Origin of the sequence: Nocardiopsis valliformis DSM 45023 (assembly GCF_000340985.1) — a bacterium.
Classification (GTDB): domain Bacteria; phylum Actinomycetota; class Actinomycetes; order Streptosporangiales; family Streptosporangiaceae; genus Nocardiopsis; species Nocardiopsis exhalans.
The window spans coordinates 23356-36618 of sequence record NZ_ANAZ01000019.1; the positions used below are offsets into that span (position 1 = coordinate 23356).

General features: G+C 68.7%; 9 protein-coding genes. 2 read left to right on the forward strand and 7 right to left on the reverse strand.

Features of this window, described 5'->3' with window-relative positions; translation table 11 throughout:
• Positions 1–288 precede the first annotated feature (288 nt).
• Positions 289–705, forward strand: a complete 417-nt coding sequence (locus D457_RS0118985; protein WP_152514284.1) for a hypothetical protein — start codon at positions 289–291, stop codon at positions 703–705.
• Positions 706–1522: 817 nt separating this feature from the next.
• Here D457_RS0118985 and D457_RS0118990 read toward each other — a convergent pair.
• Genes D457_RS0118990 through D457_RS0119000 form a run of 3 tightly spaced genes read right to left on the reverse strand, consistent with a single transcriptional unit; the run spans position 1523 to position 4909 of the window.
• The gene (locus D457_RS0118990) at positions 1523–2185 is read right to left on the reverse strand and encodes a hypothetical protein (RefSeq protein WP_017582257.1); all 663 of its coding nucleotides are present in this window, start codon (positions 2183–2185) and stop codon (positions 1523–1525) included.
• A 49-nt stretch (positions 2186–2234) separates the two neighbouring features.
• Positions 2235–3167, reverse strand: coding sequence for a 5'-methylthioadenosine/S-adenosylhomocysteine nucleosidase family protein (locus tag D457_RS0118995; RefSeq protein WP_017582258.1), 933 nt, complete (start codon positions 3165–3167; stop codon positions 2235–2237).
• The gene (locus D457_RS0119000) at positions 3164–4909 is read right to left on the reverse strand and encodes a hypothetical protein (RefSeq protein ID WP_017582259.1); all 1746 of its coding nucleotides are present in this window, start codon (positions 4907–4909) and stop codon (positions 3164–3166) included. Before D457_RS0119000 ends, D457_RS0118995 begins: the two co-directional genes overlap by 4 nt.
• An 88-nt stretch (positions 4910–4997) precedes the next feature.
• Here D457_RS0119000 and D457_RS0119005 point away from each other — a divergent pair, with 88 nt between their 5' ends.
• Positions 4998–5711 (forward strand): NUDIX hydrolase, encoded by a 714-nt coding sequence (locus tag D457_RS0119005; RefSeq protein ID WP_026116796.1) that lies wholly within the window; start codon positions 4998–5000, stop codon positions 5709–5711.
• 85 nt (positions 5712–5796) lie between these two features.
• Here D457_RS0119005 and D457_RS0119010 read toward each other — a convergent pair whose 3' ends face one another.
• The 4 genes from D457_RS0119010 to D457_RS0119025 all read right to left on the reverse strand — a co-directional run bounded on the left by D457_RS0119010 (position 5797) and on the right by D457_RS0119025 (position 13263).
• Positions 5797–8079: a GmrSD restriction endonuclease domain-containing protein gene (locus D457_RS0119010; RefSeq protein WP_017582261.1), complete on the reverse strand. Its 2283-nt coding sequence runs from the start codon at positions 8077–8079 to the stop codon at positions 5797–5799.
• A gap of 43 nt (positions 8080–8122) precedes the next feature.
• Complete coding sequence (locus D457_RS0119015) at positions 8123–10231, reverse strand: UvrD-helicase domain-containing protein (protein ID WP_017582262.1); 2109 nt, start codon at positions 10229–10231, stop codon at positions 8123–8125.
• A gap of 183 nt (positions 10232–10414) precedes the next feature.
• Positions 10415–11407, reverse strand: a complete 993-nt coding sequence (locus tag D457_RS35380; protein WP_026116797.1) for a variant leucine-rich repeat-containing protein — start codon at positions 11405–11407, stop codon at positions 10415–10417.
• Positions 11408–11658: 251 nt separating this feature from the next.
• Positions 11659–13263 (reverse strand): serine/threonine-protein kinase, encoded by a 1605-nt coding sequence (locus D457_RS0119025; protein ID WP_026116798.1) that lies wholly within the window; start codon positions 13261–13263, stop codon positions 11659–11661.

Here is a 13263-nt window from a genome sequence, read left to right on the forward strand (position 1 = left end):
GTCGGGACGATCAGTGGTAGTGCCGTGTGCCGCGTGCCAAAAAGGGGCAAAAGGGTTTATATCTCACAAAAGGGTCATTCCGCTAAGGTGTGCGTACATCCGTCACCGGAGGTTTTGATGCCGACCCTGCGCCCTCCCGAGCCGGACCCTCCCGAGCCGGACCCTCCCGAGCCGGCCCCTCCCGGGTCGAACCCCCTTGCCCACCGGCTACCGCCGACCGCCCCGCGGAGGCGCTTCGGGGCCGGTGCGCTGCTACTCAGCGCCTGTCTGGCCGTTTTCGTCGGCCTCGTGCTCGGCTCATTGGGAACCCTGGCCCTTCAAGGGCTCAGCGACGGCTCCGGTCAGGGGGCGGCCTCCGGACCGCAGACAAGCGAGGAAGCCGCAGAGGAAGTGGAAGCAGACCAGAGCACCCCTCTCGAGGACGCGGTGAGCGCATGCGGGCTCGACAACCAGTCGGGTGCCTCCCTTGGCGACAGCGGCCGCAGCCTCCACCTGGGGACCGAGGGCAACGAGGACTTCAGTGGACTCGCCATCACCGATGTCGACTGCGTTCTCGCCGAACTGGAGGTCCCCGACCACGTCCTCAACCAGATCAGCAGCACCCGCGCCCTGGACGGACGGCTATCAGCCGAATGGGAGGGAATGAGCGCCACCTGGAGCTATCACCCCAGCAGCGGCCTCGACCTCCAGCTCGTCCTCGAATGAGAAGGCTGCCCCCGGGTGCGATCCAGCCACGCCGGACCAGGCCGGTGAAACCAGCCGTGAGAGCATCGTGGCCCGAGACATTCGCACAGGTGAGCCGACCCGATCCGAGCCGCTCTGTCCGAGGGCTCCGCCTTCGCCTCGGAGTGCACGCTTTCACCGACCGCGCTGCCTCAAACTCAGCGGGTCTGGCCTGAAGCGGCCGTCATTGATCACCCGAGGCAGCCACGCGGACACCCGGCCGCTGCGAGGCTGATCACATGCGACACATCGCCCCTTGCTCCGGTCTTCTCGTGCTCGCCCTCCTGGCGACCCCGAACGCTTCCGTCGAACGCCTCGCCGTGAGCCCGCCGCCCCCGAACACACCGGGCTCCGCCCCGACCCTCCAGTGCGGCCCCCGTCGGCCCGTACCCCTCCCTCGCAGGCCACCGCACTGCGGCTACCGGTGACCCCGCAACGACGGCGTGCCCCGAAGATTTCCGAAGGGGCACGCCGTCGCTCCGCTCAAAGCGGTGTTCCCGCACTGCGGTTCCTCGCCCTCGCCAGCTCCTCCCCGGTGAACAGCGGAGCGAACTCCGGCCGCAGCACCAGCGCCTCCACCGTGTGGTGGGGGCGGCGGTGGGGGACAGCGAGCGCGCCGACAGAGAGCAGAATGATTGAGCGGTGGGCTGTCGAACTCTGGGGAACCGACCTGGTCGGGTTGTTTCCCGTGCGGGGGCGAGGAACACGGCGAACTTGGCCAGGCCGTGACAACGCTGTGGGCAGGCCGCGATCCGTGGTCTTCGTACTGGTGGACCGGCGCACCGGCGTCGGCCGGTGCTCACCGGCCGCCCTCCGAGCTCCTCGCGGGCGAGCTGTTGGCCCAGGCGAAGTCGAACAGTCCGAGGGCCGCTTCGTACAGTGCGCCAGAAGGGCTCAGGTGGAGGCAGAGCGAGTGGCGGCCGTGCTCGTGCCTGCCGTAGAAGGTGAGGTAGGCGCCCCGGTCCGTAGCGATGACTCGGAAGGTGTTGGGCAGATCGAACAGGCGCAGGTTCACGCCGGGGTTGTGCTGCCCGACCCGCTCCAGGTAGTCGGTGTTGGCTCGCACCTGTGCCTCGAGTAGCTCCGGTCCGATGCCGGGGTCGGTCCGGCCCAGGTCCTGCGCCCGTCTCGACAACCAGGCTTCCCGGCTGCTGGCGGGGTCGGGCAGCAGAACCCGGACCGGGGTCGGGGCCCCTGACCACAGTGGTGCGAAGGCGTCCCGAGTGAGTACGTTGCCCCTGCCCGCCAGGACCTTGACCCATCTGGCCCGCTTGAGGTCGCGGGCCAGGTCCGGTTCGGCGAAACGCTGCTGGCGGTACAGGCGGGTGATCCCTGTTCCGGTGAGCCGGGAGAGCAGCCCCACCAGCCACCAGCGGGGTCGGCCGGAGCGGAACCATCCCGTGACGCACACGAGTGCGGTGGCCAGCAGGGAGCTGAACACTCCGAGGAGGAAGGCGGTCATGAGGACTCCCGTCGTCACAGGATGGGCCGGTGGCGGACCTCTCCGCTGATCAGCACAGGTAGGGCAGGAGCTCCCTGACGACGTGGGCCGCGTTGCGGGCTGCCAGGTCGTGGCCATCGTCGTTCTTTTGCTGGTCGGCGTTGTCGGAGATACCCCGGACCACGACCCAGTCGGGGTTGGGCGCCTCTCCCACGGAGTTCTCCTGCCAGTACTGGCTGAGTCCGCCGGACTCCATGTCCACGGCCAGGACCTTGTCGTTGTAGCCCGTCAGGAATCCGCGGATCTCGCTGTCCTGGTCGGCGATGACCGCCTCCCCGGAACCGATCAGTCCCGGGAACACCTCGAAGGTCCGCTTCCGGTGGCCCCTGGCCTGACCGCGGATCTGCGCGGGCTCGCCGCGGTCGGTGAAGTAGGCGTTCACCGCGTGCACGATTCGTGCCGGAGCCTGGCGTTCCTCACCCCGCGGCTGGACCTGGCCTCCGGCCTTGATCTTGCGTGATTCGTAGTAGACGACCCGAGTGGAGACGATGACGTTGCCGATTCGGGCGTACTCGGGGTGGAGACCGCCCCCGATGCCGACGAGGACCCACATGCGTGGGGCGAAGTGGCGGCGCAGGTGGTCCAGGGCGGACATCACGGACCGCTGCCCGGGGCTGTGGGTCTGGGTGGCTGCCACGGTGACGGTACCGCTGTCGGTGGTGACCTCCCCGGTGGCGAAGAAGAGCCCGTCGAGTCGTTTCCCGGTGCTCAGGTCGAGCTGGTCGGTGACCGCCTGCATCTCCTTGGAGAGGATCGTGACGAGTCCGATGTCCCAGCTCTGCTGCTTTTCTGCCAGCCCTGTGCCCGCGGGAGAAGGAACGGAGGAGGGGGATGCCCAGTGATTGTTGACCTGTGTTGCGTGGCCGACGACGTTGTTGTCGAGCTTGTTGGTGCCGCCGAGGTTGACGATGCCGCTGTTGTCGGGGAAGTTGCCCTTGCTCATGCCGAGTTTCCGTTCTGGGAGGGGCCGGATCCCCACTGGGGAACGTTGTTGTTGATCTGTGTTGCGTGGCCGACGACGTTGTTGCTGATGTCGTTGGTGCCGCCGAGGTTGACGATGCCGCTGTTGATGATCTGCATCGCACGGTCGTCGAAATCGGAGATGTCGACCCCTCTGGAGTGGAGGAAGCCGCTGGTGGCCTTGAGGAGGCGCTGCTCGATGTTCTTCACGTGACCGAGGAGACGGGTCTTGTCGAACTGCGCCTTGCTCCACTCCTGCGCCTGTTCCTCACGGACACTGAGGCGGCTGCCGATGGAGACGTTGCGGATGGGGGTCAACGTCAGGTCCCGCCGGTACAGCAGGAGGGCCTTGGCCAGGACGAGGGGGTAGCGCACGACATGCCAGAGGCTGCCGGCCTCTCGGGGAAGGCTTCCCAGCGCTCCGAAGGCCGCCCCGACCACGGCTCGTTTGCCGTGCTGACCGAACTCCTCCGCCTTTCTGAAGCTGTCCGGGGTCCTGGTCAGGACGCATGCGGCGGAGGACAGGCTGAGGGTGCGTCCCCGCAGGCCGACCTGGAGGAGGACGGTGGCCACGAGTTCCGATCCCGCGTCGGGGACGCTCATCTCGAGAAAGTGGTGGCGGGTGGGATCCTGCTCGTCGATGATGCGGCGCATCGAGGCTTCGCCGATCGCGCCTCTGAGTAGGGAGCGGTCACCCGAGGCATCGGCTTCGGCGACGTAGACCCGATCCCGCACGTCCACGGGGAGCCGGACGTTCTCGTCGTCGCCCCGGAGTTGATGGACGGCCGAGCGCAGGTGGTCCACCAACTCGTGGGGTTCGAAGGGCGGGTAGCGATGCTCCCGCTCATGCAACGGCTGATCATCGCTCCCCGGCCGTAGGAGCTGGACGCTCATGGGTGGGTTCCACTGGTGGATGAGTTCGCCCGCACCGATGAAGGGTGACTTCTCGCCGAAGAGCATGAACACGGAGTTCTTCTCGCGCTCCTCGGCGTCCTTGCCCTTGTGTGCCGGGCGGCGGTAGACGACACAGGGATGGTCCTGTTGAACGGAGACGACTTTCTCTCGTGCAGAGAGCTTCCTTGGGCGCAGGGTCGTCTCGGCCTTGTGGACGCGGTTGATGCGCACTTGGCGGACCGCGCCCATCAGGGCCGCGGCTCCCAGGACCGCACACCCCAGATATCCCGCGAGAATCGACTGCTGCGGGGAGCTCATCCCCAGGACGGCCATGACGAGCCCGACGGTCAGGGCCGCGATTCCGAGGCGCTTGAGCGTGCGGACCTCTTCCTTGTACTTCCAGTCCCGCACTGAGGGGAGTTTCAGGGAGCGCTTCCGCTTGCTGCTGTGGGACATCCGTTGCTCGTCGGACCGGGCGATCTCCGCGGACAGGCTGACCGCCCGGTCCAGTAGGAGAAGGAGGGCGAGCCCGCCCGCGGTCAGCGCCGTCGTCACGGGGTGTCCCAGGAAGAAGGGAGCGGCAACCGAGGCGAGCATCGTCAGGCGGAGGAAAGTGGACATGTGGGTGGCCCACCAGGCGTGGCGCATGACGGGTACGAGATCGAAGCCGTAAGAGGGGGCTACGCGGCGGTAGGGGGTCGTGCAGATCTCGCCGATGACGAGGTCGCGGAATTTCTCGTTGACATAGACACCGGCGCACAGGTGGCGGGTGGCGTCGGTGGGTGCTTCCGTAGGGGTTTCCTGACCTGGGGCTGTATGGAGGGTGGTCATACCGGTCTCTGCCTCGGGGGGATAATGGTCATGATGACCATAAGTACAGAAGCGAGTTAAAGTCAAGGTGACCTTTAAGGGGGATGCGGTGGATGACCGCTTGAAGAGGTCCACGGGGGTGGAGCTGTCGTTGGTGACCGTGGATCTTGCCATCTTCACGATCAGGGACGACAGGCTGATGGTGCTGCTGGTGGAGAGGGGCGCCGACCCCTTCCTGGGGCGCGCGGCGCTGCCCGGCGGACGGGTGCGGTCCGACGAGACCCTCGATCAGGGCGCACACCGGGAACTGTTGGAGGAAACCGCCATCGATGGCTCACTCCTGCACCTGGAGCAGCTTGGTGCCTACGGAGACCCCGGCAGAGATCCCCGGGGCAGGGTGGTGACGATCGCCTACCTCGCCCTGGGACCGAACCTCCCCGCACCCGTGGGCGGCACCGACGCCGCGCACGCCTATTGGGCCCCGGCGGCCGAACTGCTCGGTGACCCCGGAGCGCTGGCCTTCGATCACGCTCGCATCGTCGAGGACGCGGTGGAGCAAACCCGCAGCACCCTCGAGTACACGACTGTCGCGACGGCCTTCTGCCCCGAGCCCTTCACCCTTCCCGAGCTGCGCAACGTCTACGAGGTCGTGTGGGGGCGCGCTTTGGACCCCAGCAACTTCCGGCGCAGGGTCACCAGGGCCGAGGGTTTCGTGGAGCCGACCGGAGACCAGCGCCCCCAGGCCGCCGGACGTCCGGCGGCTCTCTACCGCAAGGGAGCCGCGACCCTGCTCAACCCGCCCTTTCTGCGTTCGGCCGGCTGAGGCGGATACCGGCCACGGGACACAGGTGGCCCCGTGGCCGGACGCGGGGCCACCAAACCCTGTCCTATCCGTCCAAGAACCCCTCTTACTCGTCCAGGAACCGGTACCCGAACTGCTCCAGCCGGGTCCTCGCCCTCGCCAGCTCCTCCTCGGTGAACAGCGGGGCGAACTCCGGTCGCAGCACCAGCGCCTCCACCGTCAGGTCCAGCCGCCCCCGCTCCCACAGGTTCGCGAACCCGTCGGAGACCGCGGGGGAGTTCAGCAGCTTGCGGGCCGTGCCCAGAGGGCCCAGCTCGGAGATCATGCCCAGGAAGAACGAGGCGGTGTAGTCGGCCTCGTTCTTGGCCCGTTCGTACACCGTGAGCATCGCCCGACCGAAGTCGGCGGTCTCGGGGCCACCGGCAGAATCCTCCTCCGCTTCGGCGAACCGGTCCCGCTCCGCCTCTCCCGCGATCTCCCCGGCCGCCTCCTGACCCAGCCGGTTCACGAAGCCCAGCAGCGAGTCCACCGAGGTGAAGACCTCATAACCCAGCTCCTGCAACCGGGGCAGGTCCGCCTGCTCGGGATCCAGCTCCAGGACGACCGGTTTGCCCAGGCCGTGCTGGAGGCCGTCCGGCCAGAACGCCTCCGCCTCGGCGATCGCCCGACCCCGCTCCGGGTCGTTGATCTCGGCGTCCAGCTCGGGCTTGGCGAAACCCAGCCGGAGCAGTTCGTCCACCATCTCCTGGATCTGCACCGAACGGGCGTCGTCGGGCTCGTCGGCCAGAACCGTCACCGGGCGCAGCGCCTCCTCCCCGGAGCTCTCGCCGCCCGAGGCCAGCCCACCGAGGAAGGTCTCCGCTGCCTCGGCCAGCAGCTCCCGGCGGGCTGCCAGGAACTCCTCGTAGTTCTCCACCTTCCACAGCTCGGGGTCGGTGGGGATCCACTGCGAGGCCAGCACCCCGGGGTGGCGCGCCTCGACCTCGGCGAAGTACTCCTCGGGCGTGCGGTCGGTGACCTCCAGGTTGGTCTGCTGGGTGAGGAAGCAGAAGTTCGCGATCGCGTTCACCTGCCTGCTCTCGTACCTGTTGCGCAGCACCTTCTTGGGGAAGATGTGGTGGACCTGCAATGAGGACAGGCGTCCCAGGGACTCGGCCCGCAACTCCAGACCACTGCCGAAGTCCCGGGCGCCGTGCACCCGGGTCAGCATGTACAGCAGCGGGTAGAACCGTGCGCCCTTGGTCGCGCCCTCGAAGTCGTGCGGGCGGATCTCCAGGTTCCCGCCGCGCAGCCGGGCCAGGGAATCGATCAGCCCGTCCACCCCCGAACTCTTCAGGGTGTCGTAGTCGACCTGCAGGTAGGTCTCCGTGGAACCCGTGTAGCGCCCCCACAGCGCGCTGTGCACGTACCAGTACAGGACCCGGTCCCGGTGCCGGGCGTCGTCGAACCGGCCCCCGTTGAGCTCCAGCAGCCGGGAGACCACCGGCAGCGCGTACCGCCCCATCAGCACCCGGTCGTGGTCCAGCCCCAGCCGCCCCGAGACCGCTTCCAGGAACGTGCCCACGTGGTTGACCGAACCCTCCAGCGCCCGCTGGAAGGCGGGAGCGTCCACCTTGTCCAGGGCGGTGAACAGGGCCCGGCCCGTCGCGACCGCGGTGGCGTTGCGCAGCAGCCAGTCGAGGCTGAACGAGAACCCGGCCTCCTCCCACCGCCCCAGCGCCGAACGCATGGACGTGCGCGCGTCCGGCCACTGGGCGCACAGCTTGGCCAGCGCTAGGTCGCCCTTGGACAGCTTGGTGCCGCCGGAGTTGACCCGGTTGAAGATGTCCACGACCTCGTCGACGGTGCGCTCCGCCCCGGTGATCTCCTCCTGGGGAAAGTTCTTGTCGACGATCTGACTCAGCCGGTTGAGCCGGGTCAGGTACAGGTTGGCCTTGGCCGGGTCGTCGGCGAACCGGGTCAGGTAGGGGACCGGTCCCTGCTGGAACAGTTCGGTGACGTCCACCCAGTGCGGGTTGTCGGTCATCTTCAGCGGCCGGTAGAACTCGAACACCTCGGTGTCCACGTTGAACTGCAGCCCCGTGAACGCCTTGTCGTCACCCTCGAAGAACGCCGGGGCCCGCCCCCGGACCACCCCGTACAGGGAGCTGATGCGCTGCTGACCGTCCAGGAGCAGCAGGTGGGTGCCGTTTCCGGCGCTGCCGCCGCGCACCGCCATCTCCTCGGCGGAGGTCTCCCACAGCAGCAAACTGCCCACCGGGTGGCCCAGGTACATGGAACGCATCAGACCGCGCACCTGGTCGCGGTTCCACACGTAGCCGCGCTGGAACTCCGGCAACAGCACGGTTCCGGCGTCGATCTGATCGAGGAGCATGGACAGTTTCGCCATGGGGGCTGACTTTCTCGTCGGGGTTCTACGTCAGTTACGGGGGTCAGCGGTCCAGAACCGCTTCGAGGAAGGGGCTCGGCGCACGGTGCCAGCTCACGCTCAGCTGCTCGCGCGCCCGCGTGCACGCCACGAACAGCAGACTCCGCTCCCGCAACAGGTCACGGGCGTGCGCACCGGGGTCCTCCTCCTCGGGAGTGACGCTCCGCGGTGCGGGAAGCTGGTCCCCGCCCGCGCCCACCACGGCCAGGCAGCGGAACTCCAACCCCTTCATCCGGTGCATCGTGCCGACCGGGACACTGCCGACCGCCTGCCCCTTGGCCAGCGACCGGGCGGCCAGCCCCGCCTCCTCCAGAGCCAGCACGGCCTGCTCCACCGCGCGCTTGGAACGGGCGGCCACCCCGATCTCGTCGGGCAGCACCCCGGCCTCGACCCAGGAGCCCACGGTCTCCTTCAGGTGCCCCAGCTCCGCCTCCCAGGTGGCGGCCCCGTGCAGCACCGGCTTCTCACCGCGGATCTCCGACCGGCAGCCGGCGATGGAGTCCAGACCGCCGTCCATGTCGTCCACCGGTTCCCCGAGGACCAGCCCCAGACTCCACCCGAGGATCTGCGCGGTGGTCCGGTAGTTGATCCGCAGCTTGCTGGAACGGCCGCGGATGTTCATCCCGACCTCGGCCAGGCTCACCTTGGGCCCGTACACCCGCTGGTGGGTGTCGCCCGCGACGAACAGGTCGTCCCCGGCCTCGGCCACCGCGGCCCGCAGCAGCCGCCACTGACCCGCGTGCAGGTCCTGCGCCTCATCCACCACCACGTGCCGGAACGGCTTCTCCGCACGCCCGGCCAGGACCCGGGCGGCCTCCTCGCTCACCGTCTCGTGCGTCCACAGTCCCCGCTCGGCGAGCAGGCTCCGGAAGGAGTGCACCGCCTGCCACACCTGGGCCTTGCGCGCCGCGTTCAGCCCGCGCCCCCGACCTGTCCGTTTGGCCTCCAGGTATGCCTGAGCGTCGTCCACCCGGCGGGTCAGCACCACCTGGCGCCACTCCTCGGCCAGGAACGAGGGCGACAGGTCGACCCCCAGCCCGTCCACGACCTCCTGCCACAGCGCGCGCTCGCGCGCGGGGTCCAGCAGGTCGGGCTGGCCGTGCTCCTCCCGGAACACCCGGTGCGCCAGCCGGTCCACGTGCTCCACCCGGATCCGCCCCAGGACCTCCTCGGGGTTCTCGCTCCGGGACTCCACCAGCAGCCGCAGCTGGGCCTCCAACGCGGCAGCCAGAGTCGAGGTGAACGTGGTCAGCAGGACCTCGCCCTCTCCGCGCTCGGCCAGCTGCTGGGCGCGGTGTAGCGCCACCACGGTCTTTCCGGTCCCGGGCCCGCCGCTCACCCGGGCGGGACCGCCGTAGGACGCCTCGACCACCGCGCGCTGGGCCGGGTGCAGGTAGATCCGCCACAGGTCGAAGGGTGACTCCAGCGCCGCCGTCAGCTCCTCGGGGCCCTCCACCAGCAGCACGCGATCCGGGCTGCGCCGCACCGCCGCGTCCAGGTCCTCGGGGTCCACCTCGCCCTCGACGATGGCCGCGCCCATCTCCTCCCAGACCTGCTCGGGGGTGAGCCCCGCGGCCAGCCCGTACAGCACCTCCCACTGGACGGCGGGCAGCAGTCCGCGCGCCGCCTCCAGCTGGAAGGAGTCGGTCAGCGTCCGGGCGAACCCCAGGGTCTGCTCGTCCACGCCCAGGCGGCGCAGTTCCGCGTCCTTGACACCCTCGAACAGCCGGGTCGGCACGTGCTCGGCGACGCGTTCCAGATGCGGCAGGGTGGAGTCGATCGTGTCGACGTCGCGCACCTCGATGCCACCGGTCACGCTGTTCACCGAGGCTCTGCGCCGCCCGGCCCAGGCGTAGGCGTCGTCGTGCGGGAGCACCTTCATCAGCGTGTAGGTGTCGCCGTTCCTCGGGGCCAGGACCACACCCCGCCAGAACTGGTCCACGCGGATCGTGCGGAACCGGTCGTCCCGCGCGTTGTTGATCTTCTCCAGGTGCAGGCCGGTGTGGGTGGCCTGCTCGAACTTGGCGAACACCTGGGTGACCCGTTCGCGTACGGGCTTCTCCAGGGCGGCGTACTCCGCCAGGAATTCCTTGGCGATGGCGAGCTGGGGCACGGCGTGCTTTCCTCGTCGTGGGGGGAGGTACCCGGGCCCGCCCCGTGCGGGGTGCGGCCAGGAGCCACCGGGGTGTTCGAGAGTCCTGCGGGGAACAGGAGAGCCCGAACGACTGGTTCCGGGTACCGGTGCGTTTCCCCAACCTAGCTTGACGTGCTCTCCTCGCGCACGGCCGCGGAGAGATCAGCCTTGCTGCGGCGGCCGCGGTGCCTGCTGCTGCCCCTGTGCCTGCTGCGGCTGCTGCGGGTTCGGCATTGGCTGGGGGCGCGGTTGCGGCTGCTGTGGCTGGGACTGCTGCGGGCGAGGTTGCGGCTGCGGGCGAGGTTGCGGTTGGGGGCGAGGCTGAGGCTGCTGCGGGTTCGGCTGCTGTTGGGGGAGCGGTTGCTGCTGTGCCTGCGCCTGCACCTGTGCCTGCGGGGGCTGCTGCTGAAGCTGCAGCAGTTGCTGTAGCTGCTGCAATTGCTGCAGCTGTTGCAGTTGTTGCAGCTGTTGTGTGTTCTGCGGGTGGTGGAGGTACTGGGGGTACTGGGTGGTGGGCCGCTGCTGGTGCAGGAACGTGACGATCGCCGTGCCGATCAGGGCGAGGCCGGAGAGACCCAGGATGATGGACCCGGCGCCGACGGAGGTGCTGCTCTCTTCGGAGAAAGTGATCGCGTTGCCGAGCCCGGTGAACATACCGAGGGTGCCGAAGATGATGGCGAGGACGCCCGTGGTGATGAGGGCCCACCTCTGCTTGCTCGCCAGCGACGTCACACCGAAAGCGATGACCAGCACGAACACGAACAACAGGCCGACCCCCGCGGCCTGGACTTCTTCGGTGGCATCCGCGGAGAAGTAGTTGATGTAGGTCGTGCTTCCCCTGTTCGAAAACGAGAAGACGGGGAGGAACAGGGAGATGATCCCGATGAGCGAGATCACGGGGATCGCGATGCGGAACCAGAGTGCCCACTCCGGTTCCTGATGCGCGCCCGGCGCCAGCTGCGCCCCGGTGGCCTGCTGCGCGCTCTTCTGGATGTACGAGGCGAGCTCCCTGTAGCAGTTCGGGTGGTCGAGGACCGGCTGCCAAAGGTCTGGGCGGGCGGCGGCGATCTGCCACAGGGTCTGTGGGTCGATACTGGGATCAGCCAGATCCTGAGCGGAATAGCTGGCGGGCTCGCGCTGCCCAGGGGGATTCATCCGTGCTCCTCGAAAGACGTGACTTGTGATGCCCGGCGCATCCGTGGGCAAAAGTATCACTGTCGCGTATGCCGCTTTCACCGAGAGTCGTCGCTGCTTATCGTCCCCTCGGCATTGAGCTCTATCGACGAATACCTGAAAAATGGAAGGGACGACTCGGAACATCCGCGTGTCCGGGATCTGACCTCAGAAGACGCGAAAAAGGATTCGCTTCGGCGCGGGTGGCCGACCCCTCCGCGGAATTACGGTCGTCACTGTGTCAGTGATCCGTTCAACAGGTCGTTCAACTGGGTCACCGTCGGGTGCTTCGGCCCGTGCAGTCTCTCCAGGTCCTCGCGCAGGTCCCGGAGAGTGCGCTCGGCGTCCTCGCGGCGCCCCGCCGCCAACTCCAGCAGCCCGATCTGCCTGCGCAGCTCCAACGGCCGGTGGTCGTCGTGCCCGTAGACGTCGACCTCGTCGTCGAGCAACTCCGACAGGATCGACAGTGCGGCACTCGTCTGCCCGGACAGCGCGTGGCAGGTGGCGTTCTGCAGACGGCAGCGGAAGACCAGGCTCTGGTTCTCGTCCCCCTCCAAGCCCTCGAGATCCTCCACCAGCTCCTCGTAGACCGGGGCGGCCCCGCGGAAGTTCCCGCCCTCGAACAGCACGTTCGCCCAGTCCATCCGCAGCCGCACGGTGTCCGGGTCGGTCGGACCGAAGGAGGCGGCCGCGGAGGAGACCGCCTCGCGCAGGGTCTGCGCGGCCTGCTGGTACCGGGCCGAACTCCCCAGCTCCGCTGCCTCGTCCCGGGCGCGTTCGACCTCGACCCGGCTCAGCGGGACGGCGTCGACGGTGTTCTCGGGAGGCCGGTCGGCGGCGGTTGCGGGCGCGGGTTCGGCGGCGGATCCGGGAGCAGGGATCCCCGGGGCAGAGGCCTCGGCAGGACCGTCGGCCCCGAAGACCCGGGCCACCGCGGCCCCGTACATCCGGTGCGGGCTCGACTGTTCCGGCGGGTTCAGCTCCCCCGGAACGGGTTCCAAGCCGGTGGCGAACCCGATCAGCCGCGCGTACACCTGGTCGGCGTCGGCCGGACGGTTCTCCGGGCGCTTCTCCAGCAGCGCCGAGACCACCTCCGCCAACTCCGCGGGCACGTCCGGCCGCAACCGGCGCACCCCCGTGGGGGCGTCGTTGACCTGTTTGGAAGCCAGCGCGAACGAGGTCGAGGCGGTGAACACCCGCTGCCCGGTGAGCATCTCGTGCAGGACGCAGCCCAGCGCGTACAGGTCGCTCAACGGGGTGCTGGACCCGGCCAGGAGCTGCTCCGGAGCCATGTACGCGGGCGTCCCGGGGGTGTGCCCGGTCCGGGTGATCTGCGACATGTCCGCACGGTCCAGGGCGACCGCCAACCCGAAGTCGAGGACCTTCACGGTCCCCTCCCGCTCCAGCATCATGTTGGCGGGCTTCAGGTCCCGGTGCACCAGCGAGGCGCCGTGCGCGGCCGAGAGCACCGAGCACACCTGCGCCGCGATGCACGCCGCCCACCCCACGGAGAGCTGCTCCTGTTCGGAGATCAGGTCGTGCACGCCGATTCCGTGCACCCGCTGCATCACCAGGTAGTGGTGTCCGTCCTCCGAACCGCCGTCGAACACCGCCGGGACGCCCGGGTGCTGCAGGCCCGCGGTGATCCGCGACTCCCGCACGAACCGGCGGACCATGTCCGGGTCCTGCTCACCGTCGGGGAAACGCAGGAACTTGACCGCGATCTCCCGGTCCAGCCGCGTGTCCCGGCCCACCATGACCTGGCCCATGCCGCCGCGCGCCAGCGGAGCCGTCAGTTCGTACCGGTCGGCGAGCATCCGCTTTTCGGTCCACTTCAT